The sequence below is a fragment of the Streptoverticillium reticulum genome (genome assembly GCF_047456005.1).
GTDB lineage: Bacteria > Actinomycetota > Actinomycetes > Streptomycetales > Streptomycetaceae > Streptomyces > Streptomyces reticulum.
On record NZ_CP179755.1, the window covers coordinates 6,947,927 to 6,968,092 of the forward strand.

Below are 20,166 nucleotides of genomic sequence, written 5' to 3' on the forward strand. Positions count from 1 at the left end.
TGCCCCGGTCCCGCCCTCAGACCGTCAGCCGCAACCCGTCCGCCACGATCAGATCCGCCGTCACCAGGGCCTGTTCCGCCGTCACCCGTGTCATGAAGACGAACGGCGGTATCACCGGTGGCACCGGCAGCCCGTCCGGGGAGAACGTGACGCACAGCAGCCCCTCCAGGCAGCCGCTGAAGCGCGTGAGGTAGAGCGTCACATGGCCGCTGAGGTCCAGTTTCCCGGCGGTCAGGGCGAGTTCGGGGTTTCCCTTGTCCCGTGTGGTCATGCGGTAGTCGGTCAGCGAGGCGGCCCCCATCGTCAGCATCATGACCTTCACCGGGCCCTCGGCCGTGGGCAGTTGCCCGACCCCTGCGAAGGCGAACCCGTGGGGCGCGAAGCGCGTCGTGGTGACGGCTGCCGGTACCGCCGCTGCGCGCAGGCCCTGCGGCGCGGCCTCCGCGCGGCCGGTCCCGGCAGGGACGAGGGCCGCGAGCAGGGCCAACGGCAGCAGCACGGCCAGCCCCTTGGAGCCGCCGGAACCGCCGGAGGCACCCGGCGTCCAGCCGAACCCCATCGCGCTGCCCGCGATCCCCAGCAGCATCCCGACCAGGAAGCCCCCGAGGTTCGTCGCGGCGAACGAAAGCACCGACAGGATCAGCGCGTTGATGCTCACGTAGTGCCGGGCCGACGGCAGCCACCACAGGAACTGGCCCGCGGCGATCAGCGCCAGCCCGATCCCGATCGCGGCCAGGCCGCCCAGGCCCAGGCTCACCAGCACCGTCAGCGGCGACAGCGGGACCACCAGCAGTTCCGTCCCGCCGAGCATCAGCAGCAGCCCGGCCCAGAAGGGCCGGGTCCGCCGCCAGGACCGGAACGCGGCGCGGGCGTCCGGCCTCAGAAGCACTGCTTGCCGTCCAGACCGACCGCGAGCCGCAGGCCCTTGAGGCGGAAGTTGCCGCCGGTCGCCGACCAGGCGTGCGAGCGCACCCCGGCCACGGTGATGTCCCCGGCCTGCAGGCCGAACTTCCCCGGTTCGCCCTTGGCGTCCGGGACCTGGTCCAGGGTGGAGGCGTCGCGGCCGATCTGCGCGGTCCCGAAGCGGGCGTCGCCGACGAGGTCCTCGCCGTCGATGACGAGGCTGCTCGCCGTCACCTCCCCGGCGTCGCCGCCCGCGGTGAGCCGGAAGGTGACCTTGCCCAGCGGCGTGTCCACGGCTGCCGACTGGCAGATGTCGCTCAGCGTCGCGTCCCCGATGCCCAGCAGGGCGACCGGGTGTCCCGTGTCGTCCACGGCGTGGTCGGTCTGGACGTACGAGGCCAGGCCCTTGCTCGTCAGCTTCCCGGACGAGACCTGGAAGTTGGTCCCGGAGACCGCGAACGAGGCGGCGAGGGCTCCTTGGGCCATCACCATGCCCATCGCCGCCACCGCGGCCAGCGCGGGGACGGTGACAACGGCGGTCTTCTTCCAGGCCGTTCGGCCCTCGGGCAGACGTCGGTCGGATCCGCTCACTGCTTCCTCCCGCAGGGAGTGAGTGGTGGGGCTCTCTGTCATACTTGCGGACGTCCGGTGCTTGGGAGACTAGGGCCGAATTTGAATAATAGTCAACAGCACGGTACGGGCCGTTCCCGTTCGCGGCGTGCCGAACTCATCGCCATCGGGCGGAAGTTGTTCGCCGACACGTCCTACGACGCCCTGTCGGTGGACGACATCGCCCGGCACGCGGGCGTCGCCAAGGGCCTGATCTACTATTACTTCAAGAACAAGCGCGGCTACTACCTGGCGATCATCGAGGACTCGGTCGCCGAGCTCGTGGTGCGTGCGGCGTCCACCCACGACCTGCCGCCCGCCGAGCGCGTGCAGCGCACGGTGGACGGGTACCTGCGCTACGCCCAGCACCACCAGGCCGCCTACCGGGCGATCGTCACGGGCGGCGTCGGCTTCGACGCCGAGGTGCTCGCGCTGCGCGAAGGCGTCCGCGAGCAACTGGTGCTCGCCATCGCCCGCGGCGCCTGGGGCCGCGGCGACGTCCCCCTTGTCGCCCGCACCGCACTGATCGGCTGGCTCGCCGGCGTCGAGGGCGTCACCCTGGACTGGCTGAACCACCAGGGGCTGCCGCGCGAGGTGGTGTGCTCGCTGTTGGTGCGAGGGCTGGGGGACACGCTGCGGATGATCGAGGACTACGTGCCGGAGTGCCCGGCGCCGGCACGGAGCGAGCCGTGAGGGCGCCGGGCGCGTCGTTCTGCCGCGTCAGGTGATGGAGCGGACCAGTTCGCCGTCCGACGTGTCGCCGCTCAGCTCCCAGAAGAACGTTCCGCCCAGGCCCTGTTGGTCCTTGTAGGCCATCTTCCCGGCGATCGTCGACGGGGTGTCGTAGCTCCACCAGTCGCTGCCGCAGGACGCGTAGGCGGTGCCGGCCACCGTGCCGTTGGCGGGGCACTTGGTCTTGAGGACCTTGTAGTCCTCGATGCCCTGCTCGTAGGTGCCCGCGGCGGGGCCCGTCGCGGTGCCGCCGGGCGCGGACCGGCCGACCCCGGTCCAGCCGCGGCCGTAGAAGCCGATGCCCAGCAGGAGCTTGTTCGCCGGTACGCCCAGGGACTTGAGCTTCTGGATGGCGGCGTCGCTGTGGAAGCCGGGCTTGGGTATGCCGTCGTAGGAGGTGAGCGGCGAGTGCGGGGCCGTGGGGCCCTTGGCGTCCCAGGCGCCGAAGTAGTCGTAGGTCATGGGGTTGTACCAGTCGACGTAGCGGGCGGCGCCCGCGTAGTCCGCGGCCTCCAGCTTGCCGCCCGGCGAGCCGTCCGCGGTGATGGCGGCGGTGACCAGGCTGCTGCCGCCGAACCGGGCGCGCAGCGCGGCCATCAGGTTGCGGAAGGCGTCGCTCCCGCCGGTGTCACAGGTCAGGCCGCAGGCGTTGGGGTACTCCCAGTCGATGTCGATGCCGTCGAACACCCCTGCCCAGCGCGGGTCGTTGACGAGGTTGTAACAGGAGTCGGCGAAGGCCGCCGGGTCCTTGGCGGCGTCGCCGAAGCCGCCGGACCAGGTCCAGCCGCCGAAGGACCACAGGACCTTCAGGCCCGGGTGGAGCTGTTTGAGCTTGCGCAGCTGGTTGAAGCTGCCGCGCAGCGCGCCGGCGTCCCAGGTGTCGGCCTTGCCGTCGACGCTGCCCGCCGCGTCGTAGGCCTTGTCGTAGTCGGCGTAGGCGTCGCCGATGGCGCACTTGCCGCCCGTGACGTTGCCGAAGGCGTAGTTGATGTGGGTCAGTCTGTTCGCGGCGCCGGACGTCTCGATGTTCTTGACGTGGTAATTGCGGCCGTAGACGCCCCAGTCGGTGAAGTATCCGACGACCTTGTGCCCGGCGCCCGCGTCGCCGGGACCGGAGTCGTCGGCGCCGGCGGGAGCGGCGGTGAGGGCGGTGACGAGCAGGGCCGCGACGGCGGTGAGGGCGGCCGCGGGTCCGTACGGTCGGTGCATGGGTTCTCCTCGGTGGGGTGGGAGATCAAGCGCTGGGAGACCGTAGAAGGACTAGACCAGTTGGGTCAATGGTTCGGACCAAATCGAAGGTGACACCCGGGGAGAGCTCGTCACGATCCGTCAACCCGTGACGCAGAGCCCCTGATCGGGCATACTCCGAAGCGCCACAGCCGCAGGTCACGACCAGTCCGAGACCCGGCCGCGTGATCGTCGACTGGGCACCCACGGTGACGGCGCCGCCACCCTTGCGCGCCGTCCGCCGCAGCGCCCTGACAGGGAGGAGAGCGCCCCCATGACCGACCACGGCCCGCAGCCGGTGGAGCGTCAGCTGCCCACCGAGGAGGCCCGCGATCTGATCGCACTCGTGCGCGAGCTCGTTCAGCGGGAGATCAAGCCCCGCGCCGCCGAGGAGGAGGACGCCGGGCAGTTCCCGCGCGAGGTCTTCCGGCTGCTCTCCGCCTCGGGGCTGCTCGCCCTGCCGTACGCCGAGGAGTTCGGCGGCGGCGCCCAGCCGTACGAGGTCTACCTGCAGGTCCTGGAGGAGCTCGCGGCCGCCCGGCTCACCGTGGGCCTCGGCGTCAGCGTGCATACCCTCGCCTGTCATGCCCTCGCCGGGTACGGCACGAAGGAGCAGCAGGCGGAGCACCTGCCGGCCATGCTGGGCGGCGGCCTGCTCGGCGCGTACTGCCTCTCCGAGCCGTCCTCCGGCTCCGACGCGGCCTCCCTGCGCACCCGCGCCACCCGCGACGGCGACACGTGGACCATCGAGGGCACCAAGGCCTGGATCACCCACGGCGGCATCGCGGACTTCTGCACCGTCCTCGCCCGCACCGGCGGCGAAGGCGCCCACGGCATCACGGCGTTCCTCGTGCCGGGCGACGCACCGGGCCTCACCGCGGCGGCGCCCGAGCGCAAGATGGGGATGAAGGGCTCGCCCACGGCGCAGCTGCACTTCGACGGGGTGCGCGTCCCCGACGCGCGCCGCATCGGCGACGAGGGCCAGGGCTTCGCCATCGCCCTCTCCGCCCTCGACTCCGGCCGGCTCGGCATCGCCGCCTGCGCCGTGGGCGTGGCCCAGGCGGCCCTGGACGAGGCCCTGGCCTTCGTCGAGCAGCGCCGCCAGTTCGGCCGGCCGCTCGCCGACTTCCAGGGGCTGCGCTTCATGCTCGCCGACATGGCCACGCAGATCGAGGCGGGCCGTTCCCTCTACCTGGCCGCGGCGCGGCTGCGGGACCAGGGGCTGCCGTTCTCCAAGCAGGCCGCCATGGCGAAGCTGTTCTGCACCGACGCCGCGATGCAGGTCACCACGGACGCGGTGCAGCTGATGGGCGGTTACGGGTACACCGCGGACTTCCCGGCGGAGCGGTACATGCGGGAGGCCAAGGTGTTGCAGATCGTCGAGGGCACCAACCAGATCCAGCGGATGGTGGTCGCCCGGTACCTGGCCGGGCCGGAGTCGCGGTAGTGCCCCGAAGGGGCGCGGGGCTGTTCACATATGCGGCTCCGCCGCGTGGGCGCGACCAGCCACCGACGGCCTGCAGCCGACGCACCACCCCGGGGGTCCGGGGCGAAGCCCCGAGAACGTCAACTGCGGGAGCGTCGTGGCTGATCGCGCAGTTCCCCGCGCCCCTGATGGGGCGCCCCCTTCGGGGCGCCCGGCCCCTAGCGGACGCGCAGCGGACGCGAGCCCGGTCCGCCGATGTGCGAGAACGGCTGGGTGCGCCAGTCCAGACTCTCCGGCAGCGTCAGCAGGAGCGCGGTGTCGAGCCCCTGCGCCTCCGCCGCGTCGTCCGCCGGGCCGGCCTCGTCCGCGCTGCTGCCCGAGCCCGGGCAGACCGTGAGCCCGAAGGGGTTCCACGGGGACGGGCACAGGGCGTGCTCGGGAAGCACCTCCTCGTCGGGGAGCAGCGCGATCGGCCGGGCGCAGTCCGGGCAGACGACCCGGAACATCTCGGTGATCTCGTAGCCCTCGTACGGGCCGCCGTCGCTCTCGTGATCGGTGCGTTCCAGGCTGGGCATAGTCTTTCTCCCCCTCAGCTGTCCGGCCGGACCCCGTCTCGGCCACAGCAAGCACTTCCCTGGTGGCGGGGCCGGTAATCGCCCGGCCCGGGAGGACACGGGTGCATGCCTGTGGTGTTCATCACATACTTTGTGCGCCAGAGGTGCAGCCGACTGTGCCGGGCGCGCGCGGACCCAGTAGGTTGATCCGCGTGGAGGAGTTGGACAGAGAGATCGTGGAACTGCTCGTCAAGGACGGGCGGATGAGCTACACCGACCTGGGCAAGGCCACCGGCCTGTCCACCTCGGCGGTGCACCAGCGCGTACGGCGCCTCGAACAGCGCGGCGTGATCCGCGGCTATGCGGCCGTGGTCGACCCCGAGGCGGTCGGGCTGCCGCTCACCGCGTTCATCTCGGTGAAGCCCTTCGATCCCAGCGCTCCCGACGACATCGCGGACCGGCTGGCCGAGATCCCCGAGATCGAGGCCTGCCACAGCGTGGCCGGGGACGAGAACTACATCCTCAAGGTGCGGGTGGCGACCCCGCTGGAGCTGGAGCACCTGCTGGCCCGGATCCGCTCGCTGGCCGGGGTCTCCACGCGGACGACCATCGTCCTGTCGACCCCGTACGAGGCACGGCCGCCGCGGGTGGGGTAGGAGCCCCGGGGCAGAATGGCCCCCATGAGCCAGCCCACCGAACCGCTTCGCACCGTTCTCCTGCGCAACGGCACCGTGCACAGTCCCGCCGACCCGTTCGCGACGGCGATGGTGGTGGAGCACGGCAGCGTGGCCTGGGTCGGCTCCGAAGGGGCCGCCGACTCCTTCGCCGACGGGGTGGACGAGGTCGTCGACCTCGACGGCGCGCTCGTCACGCCCGCGTTCACCGATGCGCACGTGCACACCACCGCCACCGGCCTCGCGCTCACCGGCCTCGACCTCACCGGCGCCCGGACCCTCGGCGAGGCGCTCGGCCGGGTGCGGGCGCACGCCGCCGCGCGCCCCGCGGACCGGGTGCTGCTCGGGCACGGGTGGGACGCCAGCCGCTGGCCCGAGCAGCGGCCCCCGTCCCGCCGGGAGCTCGACGAGGCGACCGGCGGGCGTCCCCTCTACCTGACCCGCGCCGACGTGCACTCCGCCGTCGTCACCACGGCCCTGCTCGACCTCGTCCCGCAGGTCGCCGCCGGTGACGGCGCCCCGCTGACCGGCGACGACCACCACGCCGTGCGCGCCGCCGCGCTCGGCAGCATCGGCGCCGCCCAGCGCACCGAACTGCAGCGCGCAGCGCTGGCCCGCGCGGCCGCGCTCGGCATCGGCTCCGTCCACGAGTGCGCCGGGCCGCAGATCTCCAGCGCCGAGGACCTCACCGGGCTGCTGCGGCTGGCGGCCGGGGAGCCGGGCCCGCGCGTCACCGGCTACTGGGCCGAGGCCCTCGCCTCCGCCGCGGACGCGGAGCGGATCCGGGAACTCGGCGCGGCCGGCGCCGCCGGCGACCTCTTCGTCGACGGCTCGCTCGGCTCGCACACCGCCTGCCTGCACGCCCCCTACGCCGACGCGCCCGCGCCCGGCCACACCGGCACCGCGCACCTGGACGCCGCGGCCGTCGCCGCCCACGTCGCCGCCTGCACCGAGGCCGGCATCCAGGCGGGCTTCCACGCGATCGGCGACGCCGCGCTCACCGCCGTCGTCGAGGGCGTGCGGGCCGCCGCCGACAAGGTCGGCCTCGCGGCCGTCCGCGCCGCCCGGCACCGGGTCGAGCACGCCGAGATGCTCACCCCCGAACACATCGCCGCCTTCGCCGAGTTCGCCCTCACCGCCTCCGTGCAGCCGGCTTTCGACGCCGCCTGGGGCGGCGAGGAGGGCATGTACGCGCAGCGGCTGGGCCGCGAGCGGGCCCGCACGCTCAACCCGTACGCCGCGCTGCTGCGCGCCGGGGTGCCCCTGGCGCTGGGTTCCGACAGCCCCGTCACCCCGCTCGACCCGTGGGGCACCGTCCGGGCCGCCGCCTTCCACCGCACCCCCGAGCACCGCGTCTCGGTCCGGGCCGCCTTCACCGCGCACACCCGCGGCGGCTGGCGGGCGATCGGCCGCGACGACGCGGGCGTGCTGGTGCCGGGGGCGCCCGCCGACTACGCGGTGTGGGAGACGGGCGAGCTGCTGGTACAGGTCCCGGACACCCGGGTGGCCAACTGGTCCACCGACCCGCGCTCGGGCACACCCGGCCTGCCGGACCTCACTCCGGGCGCCCCGCTGCCGGTGTGCTTGCGCACGGTTGTCGGGGGCAGGGTCGTCCACGAGGGACGGGTTTAGCGGACCTTCACGCCCCGAAGGGGCGCGGGGCTGTTCACATGTGCGGCTCCGCCGCGTGGGCGCGACCAGCCACCGACGGCCTGCAGCCGACGCACCGCCCCAGGGGTCCGGGGCGAAGCCCCGGTACGTCGACTGCGGGAGCGTCGTGGCTGATCGCGCAGTTCCCCGCGCCCCTTACTGGGCGCCCCCCGCGCCCGAACGAGTGATGCGGAGATCATCACGTACCGCCGAACGACGTGCCGTCGGCCTGTCGCGCCGGCGCCCCATCTGCCGTACTGACCTGCTGATTTGAGGAAGCCACGCAGGTCGCGAGGGTGTTGACACGGTGCGGGCGGCGGCCGGTAGGTTCTGCCGAGTCCACCACAGGACGTCCGGCCGGCAGACTCCGCGCAGTCGTCGCCGTCCGCTGGGCCATGGGGCGGGATGCCGGTCAGGCACCCCGCCACTGGGAGCCAGGTCCAGCGTGCGGGGGCGAGGGAAGGTTCCGCCCGTCCGGCAGGTGCGACCCGGGTGGGGCCCGGACGTTCAGTAGACAACGGCTCTCGGCCGCCGCAGCCAGCGGGTGCCCGGGCCGGCCCGAAGGACGCCGGGCCCCCCTTCAGCGGCTTCGGGTACGGTCGGCTTCTGCACCCCGAAGCTGTCAGGAAGGCGCGACCGTGCCCGCGGGCCCCGAAATCTCTCCCGAAGCCACGGTGACCGATGCCGCACCGGCACCGGACACCACCGCCCCGGCGCGCCCCGGCCGGGGCGCGCGCCTGGCCCGGCTCGCCCGCCGCGAGGCCCCCCGCACGGGCCTGGCGGCCGCCGCCGGGCTGGCCCTGGCCGCGGCCTTCCCGCCGTACGACGTGTGGCCGCTGTCCGTCGTCGCCGTCGCGGCGCTCGCGCTGCTCACCCGGGGGCGCACGGCCCGCCAGGGGGCGTGGACGGGCTTCGCCTTCGCCTTCCCCTTCTTCTTCTGCCTGCTGCGCTGGCTGCACGTCGTCGGCTACGACGCCGTGACGGGCCTGTCGCTGGTCGAGGCGCTCTTCGTCGCCGCGCTCGGCGCCGGGCTCGCGCTGACCTCGCGGCTGCCCGCCTGGCCGCTGTGGGGCGCCTGCCTGTGGATCGCGCAGGAGTGGGCCCGGGACCGGGTGCCGTTCGGCGGCTTCCCCTGGGGCCGGCTCGCCTTCGCCAACACCGGCTCACCCTTCACGCCCCTGGCGGCGCTCGGCGGGGCGCCCCTGGTGACCTTCGCCGTCGCGCTCGCGGGCGGGCTGCTGGCGTACGCCGCTGCCGCTCTCTGGCGGGCGCGCGGCGCGGGGCGGAGGCTGCGGGCCCTGCTGCCCGCCGTGGAGGCCGCCGCCCTGGCGGTGGCCGTCGCCGTCGCGGGGTACGCCGTGCCGGTGCCCACGAAGGCCGACGGCACGGTGGACATCGCCATCGTGCAGGGCAACGTGGAGAAGCCCGGCATGGACTTCCTCGGCCGCCCGCTGATGGTCCTCGACAACCACGTCTCCGCCACGCTCCAGCTGGCCGCCGACATCAAGGCGGGGAAGGTGAAGAAGCCCGACCTCGTCATCTGGCCGGAGAACTCCTCGGACCTGGACCCCTTCCAGTACCAGGAGGCCTACGACCGCATCGACTCGGCCGTGCGGTCGGTCGGCGTGCCCGTCCTCGTCGGCGCCCTCGTCGACCACCCGGGCAAGCCGGGCTACATCGACAACAAGGGCATCGTCTGGGACCCGCAGACCGGCCCCGGGGCCTCGTACGCCAAGCAGCACCCGGTGCCGTTCGGCGAGTACGTGCCGTTCCGGGCCGAGCTCAGCCAGGTCATCACCCGGCTCCAGCGGGTGCCCCGCGACTTCTACCCCGGCGACCACACGGGCGTGATGCAGGTCGGCCCGGCCCGGCTCGGGGACGTCATCTGCTTCGAGGTGGCCTACGACGAGATCGTGCACGACACCGTCACGGCCGGCGCCCGGGCACTCGTCGTCCAGACCAACAACGCCACCTACGGCCGCACCGGCCAGCCCGAGCAGCAGCTGGCGATGTCCCGGCTGCGGGCCGTCGAGCACGGCCGGGCCGTGGTGACCGCCGCGACCAGCGGCATCAGCGCCGTCGTGGCCCCGGACGGCCGGGTGCTGCAGCGCAGCAAAGAGTTCACCCGGGACGTGATCACCGCACGCATCCCGCTGCGGGACGGGACGACCGTCGCCGACCGCGTGGGTGCGGGCCCCGAATGGGCGCTCGCTATGGTGGGCCTTCTGTCCTGCGCGGCCGCGATCCTGATCGGCCGGCGAGGACGACTGGACATGAAGGGGCAAGAGTGAACGACGGTGGTCAGCGGCGATACGGTCCGCTCGGCACGACCTTGGTGATCATCCCGACCTACAACGAGGCGGAGAACATCAAGCCCATCGTCGCCCGGGTGCGGTCGGCCGTACCGGAGGCGCACGTCCTCGTCGCCGACGACAACAGTCCGGACGGCACCGGGAAGATAGCCGACGAGCTGGCGGCCGACGACGACCACGTCAAGGTGCTGCACCGCAAGGGCAAGGAGGGGCTCGGCGCCGCCTATCTGGCGGGCTTCCGCTGGGGCCTGGAGCAGGGCTACGGCGTGCTGGTGGAGATGGACGCCGACGGTTCGCACCAGCCGGAGGAGCTGCCCCGGCTGCTCACCGCCCTCAAGGGCGCCGACCTGGTGCTCGGCTCGCGCTGGGTGCCGGGCGGCCGGGTCGTCAACTGGCCCAAGTCCCGCGAGTTCCTCTCCCGCGGCGGCTCCACCTACTCGCGGCTCCTCCTGGACGTGCCGCTGCGCGACGTCACCGGCGGCTACCGCGCCTTCCGCCGCGAGACGCTGGAGGGCCTCGGCATGGAGGAGGTGGCCTCCCAGGGCTACTGCTTCCAGGTCGACCTGGCCTGGCGCGCGGTCAAGGCAGGCTTCCACGTGCTGGAGGTCCCCATCACCTTCGTCGAACGGGAGCTGGGCGACAGCAAGATGAGCCGCGACATCGTCGCGGAGGCCCTGTGGCGGGTGACGTCCTGGGGCATCGGCTCCCGGGCCGCCAAGGTCGGAAAGGCGCTGGGCCGGGGCTGACCGGCAGCAGCGCAGCGAGGGGCGGGCACCGCGACGGTGTCCGCCCCTCGGCGTTGCCGGACCGGATGTCCGAAATCCGGTCCCGGACGGCGCGTTGGGGTCCGTCGCGTTTCGGCCAATGAACTGCGGAAACCCGCCGGAGTGCGCCATTCCTGGCGGGACCACCGGTGACAGCCCGGACTTCGGGCTGACACATTGGGTCAAGTGTCAACCAGTATCGGCCGATGAACGGGAGACGACCGTTGACCACTTCGCCCAGCAACCCGCCCTACACCTCGACGTTCTCCAGCACGCCGACCGGTGACCCCGGGGCCGTCCTGATCGACCTCATGCTCGGCCACATCTACTCCAGTGCACTGCGCACCGCCGTCGAGCTCGGCGTCGCCGACTGCCTGGCCGACGGCCCGCTCACGCCCGAGGAGATCGCCGGGCGCACCGGCACCCACGCGCCGTCCCTGCGACGGGTGTTGCGGCTGCTCGCCGGCCGCGGGGTCTTCGGCGAGGACGAGAAGGGGGCCTTCGGGCTCACCCCCGCCGCGGAGTTGCTGCGCGCGGACGCGCCCGTCTCCCAGCACGACGGCGCGCTGCTGCTCACCAACGAGCTCTTCCAGCGCTCGGTCGCGGGCATGACGGGGGCCGTGCGCACCGGGGTGCCGGCCTTCGAAGCGGCCTACGGAATGCCGCTGTTCGACTACCTGGCCACGCAGCCGGAGCTGCAGAAGCTCTTCGACCGGGGCATGTCCTCCTTCTCCGGTCCGCTGGACGACATCGTGACCGCGGCCTACGAGTTCCCCGCCGAGGGCACCGTCATCGACGTCGGCGGCGGCCGCGGCGGGCTGCTGCGGACCGTGCTGCAGCGCAACCCCGGTCTGTCCGGCGTGCTGTTCGACCAGGAGCAGACGGTCCGCGAGCACATCCTCGACGTGCCCGAACTGGCGGGCCGCTGGCGCACCGAGCCGGGCGACTTCTTCTCGAAGCTGCCCGGGGGCGGTGACGTCTACCTGCTGAAGAACATCCTTCACGACTGGAACGACGAGGACTCCGTGCGCATCCTGCGCGGCCTGCGCGAGGCCGTGCGGCCGGGTGTCCGGCTGCTGGTGGTGGAGGCGGTGCTCCCTGCCGGGAACGAGCCGCACTACGGCAAGGCCGCGGACATCATCATGCTGTCGACCCTGTGGGGGAAGGAGCGCACCGAGGCCGAATTCGCTGCGCTCTTGCGGGAGTCGGGCTTCAGGCCGGTGCGGGTTGTCCCGACGGCGTCTTGGCAGTCGATCGTGGAGGCGGAGGCCGTCTAGCCTTCCGCTGGATGTGCGGTACTTCGGCCGCGGGTCCGCTGTGGCCGCTCGCGCAGTTCCCCGCGCCCCTTACGGGGCGCGGCCCTCGGTTCGTCGGCTGCGGGCCGTCGGCGGTTGCTCGCGCAGTTCCTCGCGCCCCTTCGGGGCGCGCAGCAACCGACCCGCGGCAACCCCGTTACGGGCAAAGGGCCTTCTGGGCCTCGCCCAGGATGTCCAGGACCTCCCGCGCCGCGGCCCGCACCGCCGCGGCGCCGACGGCCCGTCGCGGCTCGAACGCCGCGCGCACCGTCTCCGCCAGCAGATCCCCCTGCCGCTCCGGCGGCAGCGCCCCGGTGTCCGCCGTGAAGAAGAAGCCGATCAGCACGGAGTCGATCGCGTACACCTGCTCCTCCAGCCGCTCCGCAGGAACCAGCAGCCCGTGCCGGTTCTGCGCACACACGATGTCCGCGAGCGTCGTGTGGATCCGCAGCTCCTCCGTCAGCGGCACCCCGGTCGGGGCGTTCGTCAGCAGCGCGCCCAGCACCTCGTCGTCCTCCGCATGGATCGCCCGGACGATCGGCTGCCGGAGCCGCTCCAAGTACACGCAGCGCAGCAGCCGGTGGGGGAGGACGCCCGCCGGGTCCTCCTCGATCCGGGCGGCCACGTCGGCGAGCATCGCCGCGAACTCGCGCCGCAGGAGCGTCGTGAAGAGCTCCTCCTTGGTCTTCCAGTGCAGGTACAGGGTGCCCTTGCCGACCTGGGCCCGGCGGGCCACGTCGTCGACGGTGACCCGCTTGTAGCCCCAGCGCAGCAGCAGCTCGCGGGCCGCCCCCAGAATGCGCTCGGCGCGCTCGTCGTCCATGCGTCCGGGATGCTAGCCGAAAACCGCCGTCCGGGACCTGTATGACTGAATTTCAAACTTGGTCACTCGGTATTGCGCGGTGTTACGGTCGCCGATATGACGCCACAGACGCCCCCCTCGTCTCACCGTTCACACCGTCCCCGCGCCCTGATCGTCGGCTCCGGCATCTCCGGCCTGACCACGGCCCTCGCTCTGCACCGGGCGGGCTGGGACGCGCTGATCGTCGAACGCGCCCCACGGCGCCGCACCGGCGGCTACTTCGTCCGCTTCAACGGCCCGGGCTACCGGGCGGCCGAACGCCTGGGCATCGTCGGGCAGTTACCCGACCGGCGCCATCCCGGCGGGCGCGTGTACGAGGTGGACCACCGGGGCCGCCTCTCCCGCGGGCTGGCCTTCCCGAAGTTCATGGGCGGCACCCCCCTGCTCACCCTGCTCCGCAGCGACCTGGAGCAGGTGCTGTACGAGCAGGTGCGCGACCGGGTGGAGATCCGCTACGGCACGAGCCCGGTGCACATCACCCAGGACCGGAACCGGGTGACGGCCGTGTTCGGCGACGGCAGCGAGGAGAGCGCCGACCTCCTCGTCGGCGCCGACGGCATCCATTCCACCGTCCGTTCCCTGGTGTTCGGGCCCGAGGACCTCTACCGCAAGGACTTCGGCCACGTCGTCGCGGCCTGTGTGATGGACCGGCCCGTCCCGGGGCTGAAGGACGGCGACTGCATGATCGCCACCGATGCCGGGCGCGCCGCCTGGATCACCGGCTACGCCGACCACCCGCCGGTGGCCTTCTTCGTCTACCGCACCCCCTGGCCCGCCGCCGAGGTCCGCAAGCCGCCCGCCGACGCGCTGCGCGCCGCCTTCGCCGGGTTCGGCGGGCGCATCGTGCCGCCGATGCTGGCGGCGATGGACGGCGCCGAGTCCACCGCCTTCGACCAGGTCAGCCAGATCCACATCAACCGCTGGAGCCAGGGCCGGGTGGTGCTGGTCGGCGACTCCGCGTGGTGCATGACGCTCCACTCCGGCCAGGGTTCCGGCATGGGCATCGCGGGCGGGGAACTGCTCGCCCGCAAGCTGACCGAGCACCCCGGGGACATCGCCGTCGCCCTCGGCGCCTGGGAGCAGGAGCTGCGCCCGGAGATCGCCAGGCACCAGAAGACGGCGCTGTACATGCAGCACTACTTCATGCCCGCCAACACCGTCGGCAAGCTGGCCCGCGACGCGTTCGTCAGGGTCGCCTCCAGCCCCGGCACCCGGGCGGTGGGCCGGTTCCTGGGCGGCCTGCTGCGGCCGCAGGGTGCGGCGGCTCCGTTCCGCGGCGGCCCAGGCACACTTGAGGCATGACGTTCGGAGCACAGCAGCAGTCCGCCCGCAGCCGAGCGGGCCGTCCGCCCAAGGGCGGCGGCGCCCGCAGGCTCGTCCCGCTGGGAGTGGCCGTCTGGGCGGTCCTGGAGATCTGGCTGCTGACGCTCGTGGCCGGGGCGGCGGGCGGGCTCACCGTCGCCGCCCTGCTGGCCGCGGGCGTGGTGGCGGGTGCGTACGTGATCAAGCGCGCGGGCCGGCGCGCCTGGCAGCGGCTGACCCGCTCGATGCAGCAGGCCCAGGAACCGTCCGCCGCCGGCCGGGACGAGCTCGGCGGCCGGGAAGGGGCGGGCGGCGGGAACGCCCTGACGATGCTGGGCGGGCTGCTGCTGATGGTGCCGGGCCTGATCTCCGACGCGGCGGGGCTGCTGTGCCTCTTCCCGCCGACCCGCAACCTGCTGCGCAAGGGCTTCGAGCGCCGGCTGGGCCGTACGGCCCCGGCACCGGGCTCGCTCGGCGACGCCTTCCGGCAGGCGCGCATGCACCAGCCGGACGGCAAGGTCGTCCAGGGCGAGGTCATCCGGAACGACGAGCCCCCGGCGCCGCGTTACGACGACCCCCAGCTGCCGCGCTGAGCCCCTGGTTCCGTGCACACAAGGGCCCGGGCCGCTGCGAATGCAGCGGCCCGGGCCCTTGATTCGGGTCTGTACCCGCCGCCGTCAGGCGGACTTGCGGGTGTCCCGCGGATGCACCGCGATGTTCATGGCGCCGGAGCGCAGGACGGCCAGCCGCTCGGCCAGCACCTCCTCGAGCTCCTCGCGGGTGCGTCGCTCCATGAGCATGTCCCAGTGCGTACGCGCAGGCTTGCCCTTCTTCTCCTCGGGGCCGTCCCCGTCCACCAGGAGTGCCACGGCGCCGCACGCCTTGCACTCCCACTCCGGCGGAATATCCGCCTCCACCGAGAACGGCATCTCGAATCGATGGCCGTTCTCGCATGCGTACTCCACCGCCTGGCGCGGGGCCAGATCGATGCCGCGGTCGGTCTCGTAGCTGGTAACCACAAGTCGCGTGCCGCGGAGAGCTCGCTCACTCATGAATCGTGCCTCCCGGGCTTGTCGCCCACAGGACAGGTGTCGCTGTCGTCGTCATCCGGTCAACGTCCGGTCGGCGGTGAAGATTCCCCGTTGAGGGACATGCGTCGCCCGTCGTGCCGCCCCTTTTGTACCCACCAGCGCCCGGTTTGTCACATCTGGCACCAGATGTCACCCTGTGATTCAGGTGCTTCAACGTGCAGTAACGGTCCGTCCGGTGAATCAAAGGCGTACACTACCGGTTCGCATTTCCGGCTCCTGCACCAGGCCCCCTGTTCCGGATGCCACGGGCTCGGCGGGCGCCGTCGGGCGCGGGGCGAACAGCCGCAGGAAGAACTGTGAGAGCGGGCCGATGGCCGCCGCGAACAGCACCGTGCCCACGCCGACCGTGCCGCCGAGCAGGTACCCCGTCGCCAGCACCACGATCTCGATTCCCGTGCGCACCAGCCGCACCGAGCGTCCCGTCCTGCGGTGCAGCCCGGTCATCAGTCCGTCGCGCGGGCCCGGGCCGAAGCGGGGCGTGATGTAGAGGCCGGTCGCCAGCGCGCACAGGGCGACCGAGAACAGCAGCAGCGGCACCCGCACCCACAGCGACCCGGGCGCGGGCACCAGGCTCAGCGTGGCGTCCATGACCAGGCCGATCAGCAGCACGTTGGAGACCGTGCCCAGCCCCGGCCGCTGCCGCAGCGGGATCCACAGCAGCAGCACGGCGACCCCGACGAGGATCGTGGCCGTGCCGACCGACAGGCCCGAGTGCCGGGCGATCCCCTGGTTGAGCACGTCCCACGGCGCCAGCCCCAGACCCGCCCGCAGCTGCAGCGCGCAGCTGATCCCGTACAGCGTGAGCCCGCCGTACAGCTGGACGAGACGGCGGGCGAGGTGCGACCCCCCTGATGCGGACAAGACTCCTCCTCGGCGGTTCCGGGCAGCTCCCGGCAGTGGTGCAAGTGGCCTGTGGCATGACAGTCTGTGGACTGGGTCAAGACAAGATCCATGGCCAATCCCCGAAAGGTGGACCGGAAAGATGAGTCAGTGGACTTCTTCGGTGGGGGCGCCACAACTGGCGCGCCTCCTCGGTTCGCAGCACTCCCGCGGTGGCACGGTGACCCCGCTGGGCGGCCGCCGGGCGCCCGCCTACCGGTCCCTCGCGGACGGCATCCGGCTGCTGGTCTTCGAGGGCCGCGTGCCCGTCGCCGCCAGGCTGCCCGCCGAGCGGGAGCTGGCCGCCGCCCTCTCCGTCAGCCGCACCACCGTCGCCGCCGCCTACGAGGCCCTGCGCGGTGAGGGGTTCCTGGAGTCCCGGCGCGGCGCGGGCAGCTGGACGGCCGTGCCCGCCGGCAACCCGCTGCCCACCCGGGGCCTGGACCCGCTGCCGCCGGAGGCCGCCGGCTCGGTGATCGACCTGGGCTGCGCCGCCCTCACCGCCCCCGAGCCCTGGCTGACCCGCGCCTTCCAGGGCGCCCTCGGCGAACTCCCGCCCTACGCCCACACCCACGGCGACTACCCGGCGGGTCTGCCCGCGCTGCGGCAGGCCCTCGCCGACCGCTACACCGCCCGCGGCATCCCCACCATGCCCGAGCAGATCATGGTCACCACCGGGGCCATGGGCGCCGTCGCCGCCATCTGCAAGCTGCTGGCCGGGCGCGGCGAGCGGGTCGCCGTCGAGTCGCCCTCCTATGCCAACGTCCTGCAGCTGATGCGCGAGGCCGGCGCCCGGCTGGTGCCCGTGGCCATGGCCGACGGGCTCGCCGGCTGGGACCTGGCCGCCTGGCGGCAGGTGCTGCGCGACGCCGCACCGCGCATGGCCTACGTCATCGCCGACTTCCACAACCCCACCGGCGCCCTCGCCCCCGAGGAGCAGCGCCGCGAGCTCGTCGAGGCGGCGCGGGCCGCGGGCACCGTGCTGATCGCCGACGAGACCATGGCGGACCTGGTGCTCGACGAGGACGTGGAACTGCCGCGCCCGGTCTGCGCCTTCGACCCCGCCGGCAGCTCCGTCATCACCGTCGGCTCGGCCAGCAAGTCCTTCTGGGCCGGCCTGCGCATCGGCTGGGTGCGGGCCGCGCCCGACATCGTCCGCAGCCTCGTCGCCGCCCGCGCCTGGGCCGACCTGGCCACCCCCGTGCTCGACCAGCTCGCCGTCACCTGGCTGCTCAACACCGAGGGCTGGGAGGAGTCCATCGCCATACGGCGCTCCACCACGCGCGAGAACCGCGACGCGCTCGTCGCGGCGCTCCGGCGGCACCTGCCCGACTGGGAGTACACCGTCCCGCACGGCGGCCTGACCCTGTGGGCGCGCACCGGCGGGCTCTCCGGCTCGCGGATCGCCGAGGCGGGGGAGCGGCTGGGCGTGCGGGTGCCGTCCGGACCGCGGTTCGGGGTCGACGGGGCCTTCGAGGGCTATGTGCGCCTGCCGTTCACCGTCAACGGCGCGGTCGCGGAGGAGGCCGCCACCAGGCTGGCCGAGGCCGCGCACCTGGTGGCCAGCGGCGCGACCGCGGCGGCCGAGACGCCGCGCACCTACGTGGCCTGATCCGCCGCGGGGTACGCCGGGAGCAGCGGTTCCGGCAGCAGGTCCAGCACGGCCTGCCGCTGGGCCTCGCCGGCGTCCTCGTCGTACGGGTCCGGCGTGGCCGGCACCTGCAGGCGGTGCACGGGGCCGGCGCCCAGCCGCGCGTAACCCCGGCCCGGCGGCACGTCGTTGACGGTCGTGGAGTGCGCGGGGGCGCCGAGCGCCGCCAGTACCTGCTCGGAGGTGACCGCGCCGAGCAGCACCCGGGCGAGGGGCTGGGAGCGCACCTGCGCGTCCAACAGCCCCTCGGCGTCGAGCTGTTCGCCGATCACGACCGTCACGTTCGCGACCCGGCCGTTGAACAGGGGCACCTGCAGCAGCGTCTGCGGGTCGGGGCGCTCCTGGGCCGCGGCGAGGCGGCTCAGCGCCGCGGGCCGGTCCACGACGATCCACAGCGGGCGGCGGGCGTCCTCCGGCACCGGATGCCCCTGCTGCCGCGCCGAGTTGACGGCCATGAGCCGCCGCTCCGTCTCGTGCCCCGCCCACTCCAGCACGGCGAGGGCCCCGGTGAGCGAGGACTCCACGGCCAGCACCCCGTGGCGCCCGGCGAGCGCCGCGTACTCCCCGGTGCCGCCGCCGTCCAGGATCACCGCGTCGCCGTGCGGGAGCGCCTGCAGCAGGACCGAGCGCAGCAGGGTGGTGACGCCCGCACCCGGCCGGCCCAGCGCCAGCAGGTGCGGTTCGGCGGAGCGCGGGCCCGTGCGCCACACCACGGGCGAGGCGTCGTACAGTTCGTCGCCCTCGGCCACCGGCAGGGTGCGCTGGACCGCCGAGGGGTCGGTGAAGCCCAGCACGGTCTCCCCGGGGGCGGTCACGAAGCGCTGGGCGCAGACCTCCGTCGGCAGCGGGGGCAGTACGGTCAGGCACAGCCGGTTGGCGGACTCGTCCCAGTCGAAGCCGTACTCGCGGTCCCGCCCGGCCTTGAGGTGCAGCAGCTGCTCGATCCGGGTGCGGGAGGCGTTCTCGCCGTCGGTGAACCAGCCCGGGTAGCGCAGCTGCAGCGCGGCCAGCCGTCCCCGGTCGTCGAAGACGTACTCGTCGAACGCCTTCCGCCAGCTGCCCCCGTGCTCGTACAGCGGCCTCGGGTCCTGCGGATCGGACAGGTACGGCACCAGCGCCTCGTAGAGCGCCTGCAGCCGGGCCGTCTCCGCCGGTTCGGGCTCCTGCGTCCGCTGCGTCCGCCGGGCGCGCCCGGCCCAGGCGCCGGCCGCCAGCAGCGAGACCGTGGCCAGCGGCGGCCCGTAGGGCACCAGCGCCACGATGGCCAGGCACGAGGCCGCCAGGAGCACCGCGGAGCCGCGCCGGTCCCGGGGGGTCTGCGCCCACCGCCGCCGCCCGGAGACCGCCAGCGCCCGCAGGCCGCGGGTGATGACGATCAGCGGGTGGAAGACGTCCCGGGCGCTCTCGGCGACCGTCTGTGCGAACTCCCGGCCCTGCGGCAGCCGGGGGCTGCGGTGCGGGGTGCGCGGAAGTCCTCGCCGGCCCACGTCGGTCTCCTGGCGGGCGCCGCTAGAACTTGATCCCGCCCAGCAGACTCGCCAGGCTGGCTCCACCGGCCTTGATGCTCGGGGCGATCCCGGTGCTGGCGAGGTAGAAGCCGAACAGGGAGCAGACGATCAGGTGCGAAGCCTTGAGTCCGTCCTTGCGGAAGAACAGGAACACCACGACACCGAGCAGGACGACGCCGGAGATGGAGAGGATCATGGGAATCTCCTGGGTGCTGGGGGACGGTCACCATGAGCTCCTCCAGCTTCACAGAATGTGTCACCACGGCAACCGTTGGTAACCCGAGCGGAGGACCGCACATCATGACCGGACCGACCCCCGAGTCGACCGAGCCCGCCCACGACCCCGAGGTGCTCCAGCTCGCGGCCAAGGTCTTCGACCTGGCCCGGCACGGTGACACCGCCACCCTCGCCGCCTACGTGGACGCAGGCGTGCCGGTCAACCTCACCAATGACCGCGGCGATTCGCTCGTCATGCTGGCCGCCTACCACGGGCACGCGGACGCCGTCACCGCACTGCTGGACCGCGGCGCCGACCCCGACAGGGCCAACGACCGCGGTCAGACGCCGCTGGCGGGTGCGGTCTTCAAGGGCGAGGAGGAGGCCGTCCGCATCCTGCTGGCGCACGGCGCGGACCCGTCCGCCGGGACGCCTTCCGCTGTGGAGGCGGCGCAGGTCTTCGGGCGGCAGGATCTGCTGGAGCTGTTCCAGGGCGGCAGCTGAGCCGCGC

The 20,166-nt window shown here is 73.3% G+C and carries 20 protein-coding genes; 11 read left to right on the forward strand and 9 right to left on the reverse strand.

The window, feature by feature from the left end; translation table 11 throughout:
• Window positions 1–16: 16 nt before the first annotated feature.
• Both ACMATS_RS31775 and ACMATS_RS31780 read right to left on the reverse strand, forming a co-directional pair.
• Window positions 17–889 carry a DUF6114 domain-containing protein gene (locus ACMATS_RS31775; RefSeq protein WP_414169833.1) on the reverse strand — a complete coding sequence of 291 codons (873 nt, stop codon included), beginning with the start codon at window positions 887–889 and terminating at the stop codon, window positions 17–19.
• Window positions 880–1,494 (reverse strand): DUF6230 family protein, encoded by a 615-nt coding sequence (locus ACMATS_RS31780; protein WP_414169834.1) that lies wholly within the window; start codon window positions 1,492–1,494, stop codon window positions 880–882. The genes ACMATS_RS31775 and ACMATS_RS31780 overlap by 10 nt, the downstream gene beginning before the upstream one ends.
• Window positions 1,495–1,575: 81 nt before the next feature.
• Between ACMATS_RS31780 and ACMATS_RS31785 the strand changes: the two genes are divergently transcribed.
• Complete coding sequence (locus ACMATS_RS31785; protein ID WP_414169835.1) at window positions 1,576–2,205, forward strand: TetR/AcrR family transcriptional regulator; 630 nt, start codon at window positions 1,576–1,578, stop codon at window positions 2,203–2,205.
• Window positions 2,206–2,232: 27 nt separating this feature from the next.
• Here the strand turns inward: ACMATS_RS31785 and ACMATS_RS31790 are convergent, their stop codons facing one another.
• Window positions 2,233–3,453 carry a glycoside hydrolase family 18 protein gene (locus ACMATS_RS31790; RefSeq protein ID WP_414169836.1) on the reverse strand — a complete coding sequence of 407 codons (1,221 nt, stop codon included), beginning with the start codon at window positions 3,451–3,453 and terminating at the stop codon, window positions 2,233–2,235.
• 292 nt (window positions 3,454–3,745) lie between these two features.
• Here ACMATS_RS31790 and ACMATS_RS31795 point away from each other — a divergent pair, with 292 nt between their 5' ends.
• Window positions 3,746–4,918, forward strand: coding sequence for an acyl-CoA dehydrogenase family protein (locus ACMATS_RS31795; protein WP_390779216.1), 1,173 nt, complete (start codon window positions 3,746–3,748; stop codon window positions 4,916–4,918).
• A 197-nt stretch (window positions 4,919–5,115) separates the two neighbouring features.
• Here ACMATS_RS31795 and ACMATS_RS31800 read toward each other — a convergent pair whose 3' ends face one another.
• Window positions 5,116–5,472 (reverse strand): hypothetical protein, encoded by a 357-nt coding sequence (locus tag ACMATS_RS31800; RefSeq protein WP_390779217.1) that lies wholly within the window; start codon window positions 5,470–5,472, stop codon window positions 5,116–5,118.
• A gap of 191 nt (window positions 5,473–5,663) precedes the next feature.
• Between ACMATS_RS31800 and ACMATS_RS31805 the strand changes: the two genes are divergently transcribed.
• The 5 genes from ACMATS_RS31805 (at window position 5,664) to ACMATS_RS31825 (ending at window position 12,128) form a co-directional block, all read left to right on the forward strand.
• On the forward strand, window positions 5,664–6,107 hold the full coding sequence (locus ACMATS_RS31805) for an Lrp/AsnC family transcriptional regulator (protein ID WP_030365423.1): 444 nt from the start codon (window positions 5,664–5,666) through the stop codon (window positions 6,105–6,107).
• Between the two features lie 15 nt (window positions 6,108–6,122).
• On the forward strand, window positions 6,123–7,757 hold the full coding sequence (locus ACMATS_RS31810) for an amidohydrolase (RefSeq protein ID WP_414169837.1): 1,635 nt from the start codon (window positions 6,123–6,125) through the stop codon (window positions 7,755–7,757).
• A 656-nt stretch (window positions 7,758–8,413) separates the two neighbouring features.
• Window positions 8,414–10,066 (forward strand): apolipoprotein N-acyltransferase, encoded by a 1,653-nt coding sequence (lnt, locus tag ACMATS_RS31815; protein ID WP_390779219.1) that lies wholly within the window; start codon window positions 8,414–8,416, stop codon window positions 10,064–10,066.
• Window positions 10,063–10,833, forward strand: a complete 771-nt coding sequence (locus ACMATS_RS31820) for a polyprenol monophosphomannose synthase (protein ID WP_390779220.1) — start codon at window positions 10,063–10,065, stop codon at window positions 10,831–10,833. The genes lnt and ACMATS_RS31820 overlap by 4 nt, the downstream gene beginning before the upstream one ends.
• Before the next feature lie 242 nt (window positions 10,834–11,075).
• Window positions 11,076–12,128 (forward strand): methyltransferase, encoded by a 1,053-nt coding sequence (locus ACMATS_RS31825; RefSeq protein ID WP_390779221.1) that lies wholly within the window; start codon window positions 11,076–11,078, stop codon window positions 12,126–12,128.
• Between the two features lie 175 nt (window positions 12,129–12,303).
• Here ACMATS_RS31825 and ACMATS_RS31830 read toward each other — a convergent pair whose 3' ends face one another.
• Window positions 12,304–12,969: a TetR/AcrR family transcriptional regulator gene (locus ACMATS_RS31830; RefSeq protein WP_414169838.1), complete on the reverse strand. Its 666-nt coding sequence runs from the start codon at window positions 12,967–12,969 to the stop codon at window positions 12,304–12,306.
• A gap of 96 nt (window positions 12,970–13,065) precedes the next feature.
• On the opposite strand from ACMATS_RS31830, the gene ACMATS_RS31835 reads away from it, so the two are divergent.
• Together ACMATS_RS31835 and fxsA are read left to right on the forward strand one after the other, a co-directional pair.
• Window positions 13,066–14,310, forward strand: coding sequence for an FAD-dependent monooxygenase (locus tag ACMATS_RS31835; protein WP_390779223.1), 1,245 nt, complete (start codon window positions 13,066–13,068; stop codon window positions 14,308–14,310).
• Window positions 14,307–14,903 carry an FxsA family membrane protein gene (gene fxsA, locus ACMATS_RS31840; protein WP_414169839.1) on the forward strand — a complete coding sequence of 199 codons (597 nt, stop codon included), beginning with the start codon at window positions 14,307–14,309 and terminating at the stop codon, window positions 14,901–14,903. Before ACMATS_RS31835 ends, fxsA begins: the two co-directional genes overlap by 4 nt.
• Window positions 14,904–14,987: 84 nt before the next feature.
• On the opposite strand, the gene ACMATS_RS31845 is transcribed toward fxsA, so the two are convergent.
• Entirely contained in the window at window positions 14,988–15,362 is a 375-nt protein-coding gene (locus tag ACMATS_RS31845; RefSeq protein WP_390779225.1) for an RNA polymerase-binding protein RbpA, read from the reverse strand.
• 219 nt (window positions 15,363–15,581) lie between these two features.
• Window positions 15,582–16,262 carry a YczE/YyaS/YitT family protein gene (locus ACMATS_RS31850; protein ID WP_390779226.1) on the reverse strand — a complete coding sequence of 227 codons (681 nt, stop codon included), beginning with the start codon at window positions 16,260–16,262 and terminating at the stop codon, window positions 15,582–15,584.
• Window positions 16,263–16,383: 121 nt separating this feature from the next.
• Between ACMATS_RS31850 and ACMATS_RS31855 the strand changes: the two genes are divergently transcribed.
• Entirely contained in the window at window positions 16,384–17,892 is a 1,509-nt protein-coding gene (locus tag ACMATS_RS31855; protein WP_414169840.1) for a PLP-dependent aminotransferase family protein, read from the forward strand.
• Here the strand turns inward: ACMATS_RS31855 and ACMATS_RS31860 are convergent.
• Complete coding sequence (locus ACMATS_RS31860; RefSeq protein WP_414169841.1) at window positions 17,880–19,418, reverse strand: hypothetical protein; 1,539 nt, start codon at window positions 19,416–19,418, stop codon at window positions 17,880–17,882. The two genes, ACMATS_RS31855 and ACMATS_RS31860, sit on opposite strands and share 13 nt — an antisense overlap.
• Before the next feature lie 22 nt (window positions 19,419–19,440).
• Entirely contained in the window at window positions 19,441–19,635 is a 195-nt protein-coding gene (locus ACMATS_RS31865) for a hypothetical protein (RefSeq protein ID WP_171083410.1), read from the reverse strand.
• A gap of 104 nt (window positions 19,636–19,739) precedes the next feature.
• On the opposite strand from ACMATS_RS31865, the gene ACMATS_RS31870 reads away from it, so the two are divergent.
• Window positions 19,740–20,159, forward strand: a complete 420-nt coding sequence (locus ACMATS_RS31870; RefSeq protein WP_390779229.1) for an ankyrin repeat domain-containing protein — start codon at window positions 19,740–19,742, stop codon at window positions 20,157–20,159.
• Window positions 20,160–20,166: the final 7 nt, after the last annotated feature.